The organism is Streptomyces sp. NPDC088124 (assembly GCF_040685895.1).
Lineage (GTDB): Bacteria > Actinomycetota > Actinomycetes > Streptomycetales > Streptomycetaceae > Streptomyces.
Genome location: NZ_JBFBJB010000011.1, coordinates 151248 through 167069, shown reverse-complemented (window position 1 = coordinate 167069; position 15822 = coordinate 151248). Strand labels below are relative to the sequence as shown.

15 protein-coding genes and 1 riboswitch are annotated in these 15822 nt (G+C 71.6%); of the genes, 6 read left to right on the top strand and 9 right to left on the bottom strand.

Annotated elements, in window-relative coordinates; all coding sequences use genetic code 11:
• From AB0P17_RS11790 to AB0P17_RS11775, 4 genes are read right to left on the bottom strand one after another with little or no spacing between them, the layout of a single operon-like run.
• Window positions 1–1209, bottom strand: coding sequence for a mandelate racemase/muconate lactonizing enzyme family protein (locus tag AB0P17_RS11790; RefSeq protein ID WP_365809906.1), 1209 nt, complete (start codon window positions 1207–1209; stop codon window positions 1–3).
• Window positions 1206–2045 carry a carbohydrate ABC transporter permease gene (locus AB0P17_RS11785; RefSeq protein WP_365809904.1) on the bottom strand — a complete coding sequence of 280 codons (840 nt, stop codon included), beginning with the start codon at window positions 2043–2045 and terminating at the stop codon, window positions 1206–1208. Before AB0P17_RS11785 ends, AB0P17_RS11790 begins: the two co-directional genes overlap by 4 nt.
• A complete protein-coding gene (locus AB0P17_RS11780; protein ID WP_365809903.1) occupies window positions 2042–2917 on the bottom strand; it encodes a sugar ABC transporter permease in 876 nt (291 codons plus the stop codon). The genes AB0P17_RS11785 and AB0P17_RS11780 overlap by 4 nt, the downstream gene beginning before the upstream one ends.
• Window positions 2914–4140, bottom strand: coding sequence for a sugar ABC transporter substrate-binding protein (locus AB0P17_RS11775; protein WP_365809901.1), 1227 nt, complete (start codon window positions 4138–4140; stop codon window positions 2914–2916). Before AB0P17_RS11775 ends, AB0P17_RS11780 begins: the two co-directional genes overlap by 4 nt.
• 233 nt (window positions 4141–4373) lie before the next feature.
• On the opposite strand from AB0P17_RS11775, the gene AB0P17_RS11770 reads away from it, so the two are divergent.
• Window positions 4374–5129 carry a GntR family transcriptional regulator gene (locus AB0P17_RS11770; protein WP_365809900.1) on the top strand — a complete coding sequence of 252 codons (756 nt, stop codon included), beginning with the start codon at window positions 4374–4376 and terminating at the stop codon, window positions 5127–5129.
• Between the two features lie 437 nt (window positions 5130–5566).
• Window positions 5567–6631, top strand: a complete 1065-nt coding sequence (locus AB0P17_RS11765; protein WP_365809899.1) for an LLM class flavin-dependent oxidoreductase — start codon at window positions 5567–5569, stop codon at window positions 6629–6631.
• A gap of 44 nt (window positions 6632–6675) precedes the next feature.
• Here AB0P17_RS11765 and AB0P17_RS11760 read toward each other — a convergent pair whose 3' ends face one another.
• Window positions 6676–7458, bottom strand: a complete 783-nt coding sequence (locus AB0P17_RS11760; protein WP_365809898.1) for a glutathione S-transferase C-terminal domain-containing protein — start codon at window positions 7456–7458, stop codon at window positions 6676–6678.
• Between the two features lie 111 nt (window positions 7459–7569).
• On the bottom strand, window positions 7570–7635 hold the full coding sequence (locus AB0P17_RS11755) for a putative leader peptide (RefSeq protein ID WP_351121255.1): 66 nt from the start codon (window positions 7633–7635) through the stop codon (window positions 7570–7572).
• Between the two features lie 36 nt (window positions 7636–7671).
• A riboswitch (SAM riboswitch) is annotated at window positions 7672–7779 on the bottom strand.
• A 516-nt stretch (window positions 7780–8295) separates the two neighbouring features.
• On the opposite strand from AB0P17_RS11755, the gene AB0P17_RS11750 reads away from it, so the two are divergent.
• From AB0P17_RS11750 to AB0P17_RS11735, 4 genes are all read left to right on the top strand, one after another.
• Window positions 8296–8412: a putative leader peptide gene (locus tag AB0P17_RS11750; protein WP_365809897.1), complete on the top strand. Its 117-nt coding sequence runs from the start codon at window positions 8296–8298 to the stop codon at window positions 8410–8412.
• A 74-nt stretch (window positions 8413–8486) separates the two neighbouring features.
• The gene (locus AB0P17_RS11745) at window positions 8487–9701 is read left to right on the top strand and encodes an LLM class flavin-dependent oxidoreductase (protein ID WP_365809896.1); all 1215 of its coding nucleotides are present in this window, start codon (window positions 8487–8489) and stop codon (window positions 9699–9701) included.
• A gap of 20 nt (window positions 9702–9721) precedes the next feature.
• Window positions 9722–11095 carry an NtaA/DmoA family FMN-dependent monooxygenase gene (locus AB0P17_RS11740; RefSeq protein WP_365809894.1) on the top strand — a complete coding sequence of 458 codons (1374 nt, stop codon included), beginning with the start codon at window positions 9722–9724 and terminating at the stop codon, window positions 11093–11095.
• A gap of 102 nt (window positions 11096–11197) precedes the next feature.
• Window positions 11198–12553, top strand: a complete 1356-nt coding sequence (locus tag AB0P17_RS11735; protein WP_365809892.1) for a sulfite oxidase — start codon at window positions 11198–11200, stop codon at window positions 12551–12553.
• Here AB0P17_RS11735 and AB0P17_RS11730 read toward each other — a convergent pair.
• From AB0P17_RS11730 to AB0P17_RS11720, 3 genes are read right to left on the bottom strand one after another with little or no spacing between them, the layout of a single operon-like run.
• Window positions 12531–14330: a sugar-binding domain-containing protein gene (locus tag AB0P17_RS11730; RefSeq protein ID WP_365809889.1), complete on the bottom strand. Its 1800-nt coding sequence runs from the start codon at window positions 14328–14330 to the stop codon at window positions 12531–12533. The two genes, AB0P17_RS11735 and AB0P17_RS11730, sit on opposite strands and share 23 nt — an antisense overlap.
• Before the next feature lie 37 nt (window positions 14331–14367).
• On the bottom strand, window positions 14368–14970 hold the full coding sequence (locus tag AB0P17_RS11725; protein ID WP_365809888.1) for a hypothetical protein: 603 nt from the start codon (window positions 14968–14970) through the stop codon (window positions 14368–14370).
• A gap of 5 nt (window positions 14971–14975) precedes the next feature.
• A complete protein-coding gene (locus AB0P17_RS11720) occupies window positions 14976–15806 on the bottom strand; it encodes a carbohydrate ABC transporter permease (protein WP_365809942.1) in 831 nt (276 codons plus the stop codon).
• Window positions 15807–15822 lie beyond the last annotated feature (16 nt).

Sequence of the window (15822 nt, the reverse complement as noted above, 5' to 3'; positions counted from 1 at the left end):
TCATTCCTCCGCGCTCGTCCAGTCGAAGAACCCGGCGTCCGCCGGGTCCAGGTGGGCACGGGCGGCCGTACGGTCGAACTCGACGCCCAGCCCCGGGCGATCGCCGACGGTGACATAGCCGTCCCGCACGATCGGCTCGGTGAATCCGTCGAGGATGTCGTACCACCACGTGTCCGTCGCCACGGGGTACTCGAAGGCGATCAGATTGTCGGGCAGGGTCGCCGAGACCTGGATCAGGGCCGCCAGTCCGAGCAGGCCACTGCTGACGCCGTGCGGAGCGATGCCGATCCCGTACAGATCCGCGAACTCGGCGATCCATTTCAGCTCGGCGAGGCCACCGACATCGCCCGGGTCGGGGCCGATGACCCGTACGGCGCGTGTTTCGATCAACTCACGGAAATTCTGCCGGAGATAGAGCTGCTCGCCGGTGTGGGTGGGGACCGTCGTCGCCGTGGTGATCTCGCGGTAGCCCGCGACATCGTTCCAGGGCACGAAATCGCCCGTCAGGATGTCCTCGGCCCACGCGATGTCGAACCGCTCCAGTTCCCGCAGGACCCGGAGGGCGTCGGGCACCGTCCACCCCGGACCCATGTCGAGAGCCAGCCGCCGTTCGGGTCCCAGCACGTCCTTCATCGCGGCGACCGCGTCGACGATACGGCTGATGCCACTCGGCGTCAGAAACCCGCGGTTGGGGTGCAGGGGGCCCTCACGGAGATCGTTGTAGAGGAAGTCCGGCGTATGGGGCGCCATGAACCCGTGCAGGCCCACGCCTTCCTTGATGATGGAGAACTTCTCGGGAGCCGCGGCCATGTGTGCCATCGACGCCGCGTAGTCCTCGGGCGTGTGGGCGCCGAGCGAGGTGCGTACGCCGCCGTTGTAGACACGGACACGGTCACGCACCTTGCCGCCCAGAAGCCGGTGTACGGGGACGCCGAGAGCCTTGCCCGCCACGTCCCACAGGGCGATCTCGATGGCCGAGACGACGGCGCCCCACGGCTTGGACGCGCCCATGCGCCGGATGCGGAGCATGCAGCGCTCGACCTCCGTCGGGTCGGCGCCGAGCAGCAGCGGGCGGTACACCCCGAGCGTCGCGGCCACATAGGGCTTGGAGAACTCGATCTCGGCGAAGCCGTCGATCCCCTCGTCCGTCAGGATCCGGATCACCGGGGACCGGCCGATCCGGGCACACCGGATGTCGGTGATCCTCATCCTTTGACCGCCCCTCCGGTCAGTCCGGCCGTGAAATACCGCTGCGTGATGACGAAGAGGAGGACGATGGGAACGGTGAGGACGACGGACGCGGCCATGGTCGCGCCCCAGTCGACATCGAACTCGCCGGCGAACTGCGTCAGCGCCACGGGGGCGGTACGCGAGGCCGTGGACGTGGCCATCACGGAGGCGAACAGGAACTCGTGCCAGGACTGGAGGAAGGCGAACATCCCGGCCGCCGCGAGGCCCGGAGCACAGACGGGCAGCGTGACGTAGCTGACTGCGTCGAACCGTGAACCACCGTCGATCTGGACGGCTTCCTCCAACTCGTACGGGATCGCCGCGATCTGGTTGCGCACCATCCAGGTCACGAGCGGCACGGTGATCGCGAGATGGGCGAACGCCACGCCGGTCGCCGTGTCGAGCAATTTCAGCGACGAGACGATCTGGTAGACCGGCAGCAGCACCACGGTGAGCGGAACCATCTGCCCGAGCAGAATGAACAGGGCCAACGGCCGGGCCGACCTGAACCGGAACCGCGCCAGCGCGTATCCGGCACTGAAACAGAACAGAAGAGTCGCGAGGGCGACGAGGCCGCCGATGACGACGGAATTCAGCAGCGCACGGGGCATCGACGACGAGGTGAACACCGCGGCGTAGTTCTCGAACGTCCACGAGGCGGGCAGCAGTCGGGCCGGTACGGCGAAGATGTCCCCCCGCTTCTTGAACGACGTGAGCACCATGACGGCGATCGGAGCGAGGCTCCACACCAGCAGGACCGCCAGGGTTCCCCAGACCGCGGCGCGGGCGGACGCGCGGCCGATCAGAAGTCTCATGTCCGCTCCTGGAGATCTGTGCGCATGGTCCGCGCGAAGAAGACGGCGAGGACGGCCCCGATGAGCACCTGCACCAGTGCGACCGCGGACACGAGGGCCTGATCCCCGTTCTGGAACGCCTGGTAGAGAAGGATGGGCAGGATCGTCGACGCGCCGGCCGGACCGCCGCTCGTGGCGACCCAGATGATCGTGAAGGAGTTCAGGGCCCATATCGCGAGTGTCAGTACGCAGATGCCCGTGGTCGGGCGGATGGCGGGCAGGATGATGTGCCGCAGGATCGCGGGACCGCCTGCCCCGTCGAGACGGGCCGCCTCGTAACGCTCGGCGGGGATGGTGGCCAGCGCCGCCGAGACCATCAGCATCACGAATGGCGCGGTGACCCAGATCTGGATGAGCGCGACCGCCCACAGCACGATGCCGGGATCGGAGAGCCAGCGGACGGGCTCCCCGATGAGCCCGAGATCCAGCAGCGTCCGGTTGAGGATCCCGTAGTCCGTGGAGAGCGTCCACCGCCATACGGTGGCTCCGACCACACCGGGAATGATCCAGGGAATCATCAGCAGCGAGCGCCACACCCCGGCGAGCCGGAGCCTTTTCGACTGGAGCACGAGGGCCCCGGCGTAACCGATGACGATCGCCCCTGCCACCGAACCGACCGTCCAGTACAGCGTGTTGAGAAAGACCTGGCCGACATCGGGGAGACCGAAGAAGCGGCTGAGCCCGGTACCGCCGTCGGAGACGACCCGCGCGATCGTCGTGACGACGGGTATCACCATGAGGACGGCGGTGACGATCGCGGCCGGGAGTATCAGGGCGACCGGGCGGGTCCGGTGCCGTCTGCGCACCGGCTCCGTCGCCGTGGTGCCGGTCATCGCGTCACCAGCCGCTGGACCCGGGCGGCGCCCTCGGCCGGCGTGGTACGTCCCAGCGCGACCTCCTGGATCGTGTCGTGCACCGTTTGGACGGCCGCGGTCCAGCGGGGGTCGTTGGGGGCCGGAACGGAGTGGCGGGCGAGCTGCTCCGCGTACGGCCGCCGCTCCGCGGTGGTCAACTTCGCGTCGGTGGACGCGCTGGTCCGCGCGGGGAAGGTCACCGTCAGCTCCGCCATGTTCTCCGGTCGCGCGAGAAAACCGACGAGTTGCCGCGCCGCTTCCTGGTGCCGCGCGGCCTTGGGGATGAGGTAGCCCCAGCCGACCCCTTGCGCCGTCCCCGGCCCGTCCGGTCCGGGCAGCAACGCCGTCGCGACGGGCGCGCCCTGGTCGACCGCGGTGTCCACATCGAACACACCCGCGGGATACATCGCGACGCGCCCCTGGAGAAACAGCTCGCGGATACCCGTGTTGTCGAGCTCGAACGAACTCTTGCCGGCCCATCCCTCGCGGATCGAACCGCCGACCAGCTTCAGTGCCGCCTCGGCCGACGCTTCGGTGAAGCGGGGCGCGCCATCGGTGATCTCCGTACCGCCGGAGACGGCGAAATCGAGGAAGCGCAGTGTCAGGTCATTGGGATCGCCCTGCATCGGCCACGCGGTTCCCACCACGTCGCCCCGGGTGAGGCGCTTGGCGTCCCGCTCGAAATCCGCCCAGGTGCGCGGCGGGGAGTCGATACCGGCCGCCGCGAACAGGCGGGGGTTGTAGATCAGGGCGTTGGTCGCCCACCGGTACGGCACGGCGTACGTACCGCCGTCGAAGGTGAGCGAGTCGACGAGCCCCGGTGCGAAGTCGCCGGCCGGCATGCTCGGGCCGTACAGATCGCTGACACTGGCGAGCTGCCCCTTGCCGGCGTAGCTGCGCACGCGGGACAGCGACTCGGTGATGACATCGGGCGCGTTGCCCGAGTCGAGCGCGACGGAGGTACGGTTCGCCACCGTGTCGCCGGTGGTCTGCACCAGCTCGACCGTGAGGCCGGGATGCTGCTGTTCGAACTCCCTGACGAGCCCGGTCGCCTTCTCGTAGTCCCAGTCGGGCACCCACCAGGCAACGGTGTTGTCGCGCGCCCCGCTCTCCGCGACGTTGTAGGCGGTCGTGCCGGCGAGGGTGAGAACCGCCGCGGCGACCACGCCCATGAAGATCCGGGTCCGAGGCATCATTGCCATCTTCGCTCCGTTGATCGAGTACTCCCTGCTCGGCTTATCGTGTATCCTGTCATTACAGGATGTCAAGCACTCTTCCTGGAGGGGACCGGCTCCCGGGCCAAGCTAGGATCTGGTCCCAGCGGGCAGTGGGCAGCGGGTGCTCTCAACAGGCAAGGGGATGCGGAGACATGAGCGGGGAGACCGAGACCGCCTGAAGCTTCGGCCCGGCCCGGCTCACCACAACCAGGGAACCCATGAGCATTTCATCGTCGATCGACCGGCGCTCGGACGTACCGTTCTACTCGCAGCTGAAGCGATTGCTGCGGGAGGACATCGCGGCACGAGGCCTGGAACCCGGTGACCGCCTGCCCGGGGACCACGAACTCTGCGACAGGTATCAGGTTTCCCGCACCGTGGTGCGCCAGGCGCTCCTGGAACTCGAACACGAGGGCGTGGTCCGCCGGGAAAAGGGCCGCGGCACATTCGTCGGCGACCCGCGGACGTCGCACGGGTTCGGCGGTGCGCTGATCGGCACGTTCGAGGACATCCAGAGCAACGCGGGTGAGCAGCACTCCCGTACGCTGTTCCGCGGCATCGTCGCCGCCACACCGCAGGTCGCGCGTGATCTCGCCGTGGCCGAGGGAGCGGACGTCGTCGAGATACGGCGCGTCCGCGAGGTGGACGGCGTTCCGTGGGCCTTCACCCGCACCTTCCTTCCCGTCGACGTCGGGCAGCCGTTGCTCGACATCGAGCTGGAGGACGTCTCGCTCTTCGGTGTCCTGGAACGGCGGTTCGGAATCCGGTTCGAGCGCGCCCGGCGGTCGGTGGAGGCGGACGTGGCGAACGAGACGGTCGCGTCGGCCCTCGACTGCGCGCCGGGAGCGGCGGTCCTGGTGATGCGGAGCGTCTCCTTCGACCAGGCCGGCCGGCCGATAGAACGGTTCACCGGTTTCCATCGCGGCGACCGCAGCCGCCTGAACGTCGAGGTGTTCCACTCCGCGGATCGCTGATCCGGAGGCCGGGCGGACCGTGCCGTCGTCCGCCGCCCGGTCGTCGTCCGCCGCTCACGCCGGGGACAGAAGCGACGGGCCGCGATCCGGTGAGGGCGAGGCCAAAGGCGCGCGTTGACATTCCTGTCGATCGCGCGGAGACTCCCTCACATGTATGAGGTCCCGTTGCTCACCCGCGAGCGCTGTGTCGACCTCGTCCGCGTGTCCAGCGCACGGTGTTGACCCTCCGGTCCACCTCGCGCCACGCCACCTCACCCTCCGACGTCCGGGGCCGGCACGGCCGTGGAGCGGTGGCCGGTTCGCGTCGCTGAACGGCGCGCACCGCGTACACCCCGGCCGACGAGGCCGCCACGGCCCCGCCCTTCCTCCGGCGTCCCGAGTCCCTCACCGGGCCGTGCCCGCAGCTTCGCGGTGCGGGCCGAGCAGAGATCGGAGTCATGATGGGTCCGGAATTCCTCTGGTACATCCCCAACACCGTCGAACCGGGCCACCGCGGTGACGACAGGGCGACCGGCTGGGGATCCGTCGAGTACTCCACCGACCTGGCCAGGACGGCGGAGGCGCACGGGTGGGGCGGCGCGCTCCTGGGCACCGGGTGGGGGCGGCCGGACACCTTCACCCTGGCCACCGCGCTGGCAGCCAGGACCGAGACCTTCAAACCCCTGATCGCGGTCCGCCCCGGGTACTGGCAGCCGGCCCACTTCGCCGCCGCGGCGGCCACGCTCGACCAGCTCAGCCGCGGCCGGGTGCTGGTCAACATCGTCAGCGGGCTCGACCAGCCCGCCGCCTACGGCGACCCGCACAGTGACCCCGCGGGGCGGTACGCCCGCACGCGGGAGTTCCTGCGTCTCGTACGGCGCCTGTGGACCGAGGAGGACGTGACGTTCGACGGCGAGTACTTCCGGGTCGGCCGGTCCACGGTCGCGCCACGCCCGTACGCCACCGGCACGCGGGCGCATCCCACGCTCTACTTCGGTGGCGCCTCCGAGGCCGCCGAACGGGTGTCGGCGGCGGAGGCGGACGTTCAGCTCTTCTGGGGCGAACCGCTCGACGGCGTCGCCGAACGCATCGCCCGGCTGAAGGCGTTGAGCGAGGAGGTGGGCCGCAGGCACCCGCCTCTCCAGTTCGGCCTGCGGATCACCACGGTGGTGCGTGACACCACGGAGGAGGCCTGGCGGGCCGCCGAGGAGAAGGTCGCGCGGACGGCCCGGAGCGCGGGGGAGACCGCCTGGACGGAGAACGGCAGGACCGCCGCAGGACAGCAGAGGCTTCTCGACCTCGCGGCACGGGGCGAGGTCCTCGACACCTGCCTGTACACCACCCCCGGCACCGTCGGCGGCAAAGGGGCGGCGACCACCTGGCTGGTCGGCTCCGCCGCCGACGTGGCCACGGCGCTGGACAACTACCGCGCGCTGGGCGTCACCCACTTCGTCCTCTCCGACACCCCGTACCAGCAGGAGACCGCAAGGGTCGGAGACCAACTGCTGCCCAGGCTGCGCTGACCGTCATGGACGGCACGACGGCCGGCGCGGCGCCGCGCCCGCCCTCACGCCGCGTCGGGCACCGCCCCGGTCCTGTCCCGGAAGGCGGGGTGATCGGCGAGGCGGCGTACGTACGCCCCGAGCCGGGGGTACGAGCTGAGAGTGCCGGCCGGGCCGAGGTGGACGAGCGCCACCCACAGGTCCACGTCCGCGGCCGTCAGGGTGTCGCCCAACGCGTGGCTGCCCGAGGCGAGCCGGCGGTCCAGCAGGTCGAGTGCCGCCGACCGCTCCGAAGGCCGTCCGGCCGGCGTGACGTCCTGGTCCAGCAGGTCGCGCAGTGCGTCGATCTCCGGGGCGAGACCGGGCGGGTTGAGGGCGCGGTGACGCGCTCCGTCGCGGCCCGGGAGCAGGCCCCCGAGGTCGCGGAGGATGGCCGGGGTCTCGTTGCTGACGATGCGTCCGCTCCAGCGGTCGCGCAGCGCGGGCACGGTCAGCGGCCCGTCGTAGTGGTGCACCGTTGCCTCGTACGCGCCACGCAGCGAGGCGAAGGCCTCGGGCGTCCCGGCGGGACGGGTCAGGAGCGTGGTGGCGACCGACTCGCCGAGGCCGAGCAGGTCGAGGGTGATCGAGACACGCAGCGAGCGGGGACACCCCGCGCAGAGGTAGAGATCGTAGCGGTGTGGTGCCGGGTAGAAGCCGCCGGCCAGGCCGACGCCGATCCTGCTGTGGAAACGGTGCGGTCGGGGGGAGGCCGCGGCCACCCTGGGGCGAAGTGCGGACGCGGACGGAGCCGGGGGACGACCGCCGGCCATGGCCGTGCCGGGGCCGCGCGAAATTGTCTCGGGCATGACTCTCCCTTGGGGAACGAGGAAGCCACCGCCGCCTTGTGGGCACCGGCGGCCGAATACGGAGCGACCGCGCTTCCCGCACCGGTCCGGATCGCACGGACCAACGGCGGATCAGTAAGCGCTGGAGACACGCAACAGGTCGATGTGCAGGCGCCTCGTCAAGCCGTTCCTCGGCATTGCCACCCGTCTCACCTCCGGGGCCCGCGAGACGCGGGACCGCGCTTGCCCCGCCGCGTCGGCGGGACCCGGTCGTCACCCGGAGCACCCCGTCGCGGTGGAAGGGTTGCCTGTCGGCGGGCCGGGGCCGATGACCACATGAGCGGGCGGAACCCGCGCCGTGGGCGCTGACAATCGTGACCGTCCACATCAGTCTCGGTGCCCTCCGTGACGGCGTCAAGGAAGCCGGGTGCGCGATCTCACCTGATGGGCAGCCGCGTTGACATTCTTTTCGGGGCGCGCCTACCGTGCGGCGCACAACGGGAGCCCCCAGGGCCGGAGAAGTGATGGTGACAGCGATGTACGGAGCTGACAGGACGGCCGCACGGCGGCACCCGCTCCGCGCGGACCGCTCCGACGGCCTGCCGCGCGTCAACAGCGCGCCGTGTCCCGCACCTTGTCCCGCCCTCTGCCACTGTCCCGCCCTCTGCCACGACTGACGGTTTTCCCCGTCCCCGACGACCACCGCTGTCGCGGACCGGACGGACAGGAAGCCGGACAGCGGAATGAAAGCCACAGCCGCGTTGTTGCGCCTGCTGACCAGTGAGCGGCGCGCCCCCAGGACAGCCGCGAGCGTGAGGCCGGCCGGGCCGCCGGGCCGGAAAGGTGGAGGTGAGGCACATGCGTCCCGTGTCCCGTCACCGCGCCGTGGCCCCCGCCCCGCCCCGCCGTCTGCACCTGTACTCCCGGACGCACATCGACCTGCTCCGCGTGGCCGGCGCGCTCTGTCGCCCCTGACCTGTTGCCCTCGCAGCCGCACCCCTCGTACGGGGACCGGCTCCCCGTACGGCTGATCAGGAAGGCGTCTCCCGATGTCCTCGTCACCCTCCCCGCTGCACCTCGCCGTCGCCCTCGACGGCGCCGGCTGGCACCCGGCCGCCTGGCGCGAGCCGGTCTCCCGCCCCCGTGAACTGCTTGACCCCGCCTACTGGACCGACCTCGTCACCGAGGCCGAGCACGGCCTGCTCGACTTCGTGACCATCGAGGACGCCCTCGGCCTCCAGTCCTCGTCCCTCACCGAACCCGACGGCCGCACCGACCAGGTACGCGGCCGCCTGGACGCCGTCCTCATCGCCGCGCGGGTCGCCCCGCTGACCCGCCACATCGGTGTGGTGCCGACGGTCGTGGCCACGCACACCGAGCCGTTCCACATCTCCAAGGCGATCGCCACCCTCGACTACGTGAGCACCGGCCGCGCCGGCCTGCGCGTACAGATCTCGGCACGCCGGAACGAGGCCGCGCACTTCGGACGCCGTACGGTCCCGCCGCTCCGCGGCGAGGAGTACGCCACGCCCGCCGGGCACGAAGCCCTGTCCGACGCCTTCGACGAGGCCGCCGACCACGTCGAGGTGGTGCGCCGGCTCTGGGACAGCTGGGAGGACGACGCGGAGATCCGGGACGCCGCCACCGGCCGCTTCATCGACCGCGACAAACTCCACTACATCGACTTCGAGGGCAGGCACTTCGCCGTCAAGGGCCCCTCGATCACCCCCCGCCCGCCCCAGGGGCAGCCCATCGTCAGCGCCCTCGCCCACGCCACCATCCCCTACCGGCTGGTGGCCCGGGCCGCCGACATCGGCTACGTCACCCCGCACGACGCCGCTCAGGCCCGCGCCGTCGTCGACGAGATCCGCGCCGAGCAGACGGCCGCGGGCCGCGCCGACGAACCCCTCCACATCTTCGGCGACCTGCTGGTCTTCCTCGACGACGCCCCCGCCGAGGCCGTGGCCCGCCGGGAACGCCTGGACGCCCTCGCGGGACAGCCGTACACCGGCGACGCCCCGGTCTTCACCGGAACCCCCGCCGGGCTCGCCGATCTGCTCCAGGAACTGCAGTCGTCGGGACTGTCCGGCTTCCGGCTGCGCCCCGCCGTCGTCGGGCACGACCTCCCGGCGATCACCCGGGGCCTGGTCCCCGAACTCCAGCGCCGGGGCGCCTTCCGCCGCGCGTACGAGGCCGGCACCCTGCGCGGGCTGCTCGGGCTCGCCCGCCCCGCCAACCGCTACGCCGCCGCCCCGGCCGTCTGAGCCCGAAGGAGCCTCCTCCCGTGAGCCAACCGCTCAAGCAGATCCACCTCGCGGCCCACTTCCCCGGCGTCAACAACACCACCGTGTGGAGCGCCCCCGAGGCCGGCAGCCATATCGAGTTCAGCTCCTTCGCGCACTTCGCGCGAACCGCCGAACGCGCCAAGTTCGACTTCCTGTTCCTCGCCGAAGGGCTGCGACTGCGTGAACAGGGCGGAAAAATATACGACTTGGACGTCGTCGGCCGACCCGACACCTTCACCGTCCTCGCCGCGCTGGCCGCCGTCACCGAACACCTCGGCCTGACCGGCACCATCAACTCCACCTTCAACGAGCCCTACGAGGTGGCCCGCCAGTTCGCCAGCCTCGACCACCTCTCGGGCGGCCGGGCGGCCTGGAACGTGGTCACCTCCTGGGACGCGTTCACCGGAGAGAACTTCCGGCGCGGCGGCTTCCTCCCGCAGGAGGAGCGCTACGCGCGCGCCAAGGAGTTCCTGGCCACCGCGAACGAACTCTTCGACTCCTGGCACGGGGACGAGATCGTCGCCGACCAGGAGACCGGTACCTTCCTGCGGGACGCGCGCGCCGGAGCCTTCGTGCACCAGGGCCGGCACTTCGACATCCAGGGGCAGTTCAACGTCCCGCGCAGCCCGCAGGGCCGCCCGGTCATCTTCCAGGCCGGGGACTCCGACGAGGGACGCGAGTTCGCCGCGTCGAGCGCCGACGCCATCTTCAGCCGGTACGCCGCCCTCGCGGAAGGCCAGGCGTTCTACGCCGACGTCAAGGGCCGCCTGCCCCGCTACGGCCGGGGCCGCGACCAGTTGCTGATCCTGCCCGCCGCGAGCTTCGTACTCGGCGACACCGACGCGGAGGCGGAGGAACAGGCCCGTGAGGTACGCCGCCTGCAGGTGAGCGGGGCCACGGCCATCAAGCACCTGGAGTTCGTCTGGAACCGTGACCTGTCCGCGTACGACCCGGACGGCCCGCTCCCCGACATCGACCCCGACCCCGGCGAGCACACCGTCGCCCGCGGCCGCGCCCAGGTACGGATGTACCGCGACCCGCTGACCACGGCCCGCGACTGGCGCGAACGCGCGGCCGCCAACAAGTGGTCGATCCGTGATCTCGTCATCGAGACCGGCAACCGGCAGAACTTCGTCGGCTCCCCGGCCACCATCGCCCGGACCATCAACGACTTCGTGCAGGCCGACGCCGCCGACGGCTTCATCCTCGTCCCGCACATCACCCCGGGCGGCCTCGACTCCTTCGCCGACCGCGTCGTCCCGCTGCTCCAGGAACGCGGCGTGTACCGCACGGAGTACGAGGGCACCACGCTCCGCGACCACCTGGGCCTGGCGCACCCCGACGACGAGCGGGGTGAGCGTGCGGCGTCATGACGTTCTCCGCCGGACGGGTTCCGCGAGGATCGGACCCCACCCCCGGCACGGGGCGCGGGCCAACGGGCTCCGCTCCGTCCCTCCACCCCCAGGGAGCTGCTGATGCGTATCGACGAGTCCGCGTACGACCGACGCCGCCTGCGCCAGTGGTTGGCCGGCGAGGCGAGAGCCGACGGGGTGTCCCGGCGCGACCTGCTGCGGCTGGCCGCGGCGGCGGGAGTGCTGACGACGCTGGCGGGCCGGCCCGCCGGCGCGGCCGCCGACACCCCCGCACCCGGGATCGTCAAGCCGGTGCCGCCGGAGCTGTTCACGATCCGGGGCACCAACGCCGAGACCAACTGGAGCGCGCTGCGCGGTACGGGATTCCACACGCCCGTGGACCGGTTCTTCGTCCGCAATCACACCTCGACGCCCCGCCTGGACCGGGACAGCTGGCGGCTCAAGGTGTGGGGCGGCGGACTGCGCGGCGCGCCGGGCCCCGACCGGGCGGTCGAGTTCGGCCACGACGACCTGCGGCGGCTGCCGTCCGTGACGCTCGACGCGTTCGTGGAGTGCGCGGGCAACGGGCGGAGCCACTTCACCACCCAGCAGGGCGACACCGTCACCGGCACCGCCTGGACCCTCGGCGCCGTCGGCACCGCCCGCTGGCGGGGCGTCCGGCTCTCCCGCGTGCTGCGGCTCGCCGGGCTGACGCGGCACGCGGTGGATCTCCAGCCCCGGGGCCTGGACGACGCGTACGTGACCGGCGGGACCAGCCTCGGCCGGGTCCGCCGGCCGCTGCCCGTCGCCAAGGCGCTGGACGACGTGATCCTCGCGTACGAGATGAACGGCGAGCCGCTGCCCCCCGACCACGGCCACCCGGTCCGCGTCCTCGTGCCCTCCTGGGTGGGCATCTCCCACATCAAGTGGGTCGGTGACATCGAGGTCTCCGACCAGCCGCTCTACTCGCCCTGGAACACCGACTTCTACCGGCTCTTCGGACCCGGCCATCCGCCCGGAGGCAGCGCCCCGCTCACCCGGCAGACCCTCAAGAGCGCCTTCGAGACCGACGCGGGCGCCGCCTTCGGCGCGGGGGTACGCCACCGGCTGACCGGCCGCTCCTGGTCGGGCGCCGGAGGCATCCGCCACGTCGACGTCAGCACCGACGCGGGCGCCACCTGGCGGCGCGCCGACCTCCACGACCGTCCCCGGGCCGGCGTCTGGTCCCGCTGGTCCCTGGACTGGCACCCGGCCACGTCCGGCCCCACCGCCCTGCTCGCCCGGGCCACCGACACCGCGGGCCGCACCCAGCCCGACACCACCGCCCCCAACACCCAGGGCTACCTCTTCGACGCGGTGGTCCGCCACCCCGTCACGGTGCTCCCTCCGGCGAGCCGCCACGGCACACAGCCGGGTTCCGGACGACCGGCTGCCGCCGCCGGACCTCCGCCCCAGGTCACCGGGGGCGCGTCCGGGTGAGGACGGCGCGCAGCTCGCGCGCGGGGACCTTCGGCCGCCGGTCCGCGGTGAGCAGGCCGTTCACCTCCTGCTCCGTATCGGTGAACTGGGTGTAGCAGTAGCCGGCGAGACCCGAGTCGACGGCGGCGCCCACCAGGGCGGCCAGCCGGTCGGTGAATTCCCGCTCCGTGGCCACGGTGTCGTAGCCGAACCACTCCGCGCCCTCGGCGGGCTCGAAGGTCGCCCCGCCGAACTCGCTCAGCACGACCGGCTGGCCCTGGTGGTGTACGCCGTCGAGGAGGAGACGCTTGGCGCCCGGCCACGGCTCGGGGAGTTCGCCGCGCCGCAGCGAGATGTGGCCGTACCGCTCGCGCAGCACCCGCGCCTGCTGGGTGTAGTCGTGCACGCCCCAGATGTCGGCGGCGGAGATCTCCCAGCCGTCGTTGGAGACGGCGGGGCGCGCCGGGTCGAGGGTCTTGGTCAGGTGGTACAGGCTGTCCATGAAGTGGCGCTGCTCCGGGACGAGCGCCGGGTTCGGGACGGACCAGGACTCGTTGACCGGCACCCAGGCGACGATCGAGGGATGGCTGAGGTCGCGGGAGATCGCCTCGGTCCATTCGCCGACGACCCGCTCGACGGTCCGCGTTCCGAAGGCGTACGCGGACGGCATCTCCTCCCACAGCATCAGCCCGAGCCGGTCGGCCCAGTACAGGAAGCGGGGATCCTCGATCTTCTGGTGGACGCGCAGTCCGTTCAGCCCGATCTCCTTGGCCAGTTCGGCGTCGCGGCGCAGTTCCCCGGCCGAGGCGGCGAGGTGCGACGCCGGCCAGTAGCCCTGCTGGAGCGCGAAGCGCAGGAAGTACGGCTTGTGGTTGAGGAGGAAGACCCCCTCGCCCCAGCCGATGTCGCGCAGGCCGAGGTAGGAGGAGACGCGGTCGACGAGGGAGTCGTCGGCCGTCTCGCTCAGCACGACCGTGGCGTCGACCAGGTTCGGGTGCTCCGGGCTCCAGAGCAGACCGTCGAGGTCCTGTCCGTGGCGCAGCGCGGGCACCGAGATGTCGAACGCCGTCTCCTCGCCGTCGACGAGGACGCTCTGCTCGGCGAGCAGGCGCCCGCCCAGCGCCAGGCGCACCGTCGCCCGCAGGGGGCGCAGCGGCCACCGGGCCAGACGCATGCGGCACCGCACGCGGGCGTGCGCGACGTCGGGGGTCCAGTGCAGGACCGTCAGATGGTCCTCCGGGACCTCCTCCAGCCAGACCGGCTGCCAGATCCCCGAGGTGCGGTGATACCAGATGACATGCGGGTCGCGCCGCCAGTCCTGCTTGCCCCGGGGCTGCGCGGAGTCCAGCGGCTGGTCCTCGGCCCGGACCACGACCACCTGCTCCCCGTCGCGGTCGACGGCCTCGGTGAGATCGCAGGTGAACCCGGTGTGTCCGCCCTCGTGGCGGCCCACCTGACGGCCGTTCAGCCAGACCTCGGCCCGGTGGTCGACCGCCCCGAAGTGCAGCAGGAGCCGCCGGCCCGCGGCGGGCCGGGCCACGTCGATGGTGCGCCGGTACCAGAGCACCGGGTGGAAGCCGGTGTCCTGGACGCCCGACGCCTTGGACTCGGGTGGGTAGGGCACGGTGATGGTGCGGGTGAAGGGCTCGGTGACGGCCGGATCCATCCAGCGCTCCGACCGGCCGGTGCCGGTGTCGTCGTGGGCGAACTGCCAGGGACCGCTCAGGTCACGCCAGTCGGGGTCGCGGACGAGCTGCGGCCTCGGGTGTCCGGCCGCGTCCAGGTGGGTGTGGGGCATGGGGAACTCCGGTGGTGTAGCGGGGGAGAGAGGAGGCTCAGCCGTGCGGGGAGCGCAGCTCCACGACGGTCGCGGCGAACGCAAGCGGGCCGGGCAGCAGCGGGACCAGCAGCGGAATGGACCAGGCGAGGAGCGCCGTCAGCAGGACGGCCCCGGCCAGCAGCAGGCTGCCGCGCGGGTCGGCGACCGAGCGGACGAGCCCCTCACGGACGGAGAGCCGGTGCGGGGCGTCCAGCGCCGTGGCGCGCAGCCCCACGACCGCGGCTCCCAGCGCGAGCAGGGCCAGGGCGGGTGCCACGACCCCCGCCCCGGGCAGCGCGCTGCGCGCCACCGCGGCGTCGGCCAGCAGGACCACGACCAGCAGAGGCAGCGCCAGACCGGCGCCGAGCGTGCCGGCCGACAGGCGGGCCCGCAACGCGCCGGCGTAACCGCCGAAGGTGACCGGGGCTCCGTCGCCCACGGCCCGGCGGAGGCTCGCCGACGCCGCGGCGAACGCCGCCGGAGCGGTGACGACCGGCAGACAGGCGACGCCGGTCAGCAGGCCCACCAGCAGCATGTCGGCGAAGAGGGAGAAGCCGGAACCGAAGATCTCGCCCGGCTCCTTGCGCTCGCGGCGGACCGCGACAGGTGTGCGGGTCATGGCGGTCAGCCCTTCAGTCCGGAGGTGGCCATGCCCTGCACCAGATAGCGCTGGAAGACGAAGAAGAACAGCACGATCGGCAGCACGGAGATCACCGACATGGCGAACATGGGCCCGTACGCGGAGACGCTGGACTGGTCGACGAAGCTGCGCAGCGCCAGCGTGATGGTGAAGTTCTCCGGCGCGAAGAGATAGATCATCTGCGTGAAGAAGTCGTTCCACGTCCAGATGAAGGTGAAGATGGCCGTGGTGATCAGGGCGGGCCGGCTCAGCGGCAGCGTGACCGACCAGTAGGTGCGGAAGGGCCCGCAGCCGTCGATGCGGGCGGACTCCTCCAGCTCACGCGGCAGCCCGCGCATGAACTGCACGATGAGGAAGACGAAGAACGCCTCCGTGGCCAGGAACTTCGGCAGGATCAGCGGCCAGTACGTGTCCACCAGACCGAGCTGGTTGAACATGATGTACTGCGGGATCAGCACGACGTGGTGCGGCAGCATCAGCGTCGCCACCATGAAGGCGAACATCCCGGTGCGCATGCGGAACCGCAGCCGGGCGAAGGCGTAGGCGGCCAGCGAGCAGGACAGTACGTTGCCGAGGACGGCGCCCCCGGCGATCAGCAGGGTGTTGCCGAGCAGCCGGCCGACGGTGACACCGGAGACGCCTTCGAGGGCGGTGGTGTAGTTCGACCACTCCAGATGGCCGGGCCACAGGTCGAGGCTGGTCACCACCTCGTCGGCGGGCTTCAGCGAGGTGGCCAGCAGCCAGGCCAGCGGGTACAGCAGCAGGAGCAGGCAGAGGGCCGCGACCGAGTGCGGCAGCCACCGCTTCGTGGCGATGCCCGCCGTGCGAGCC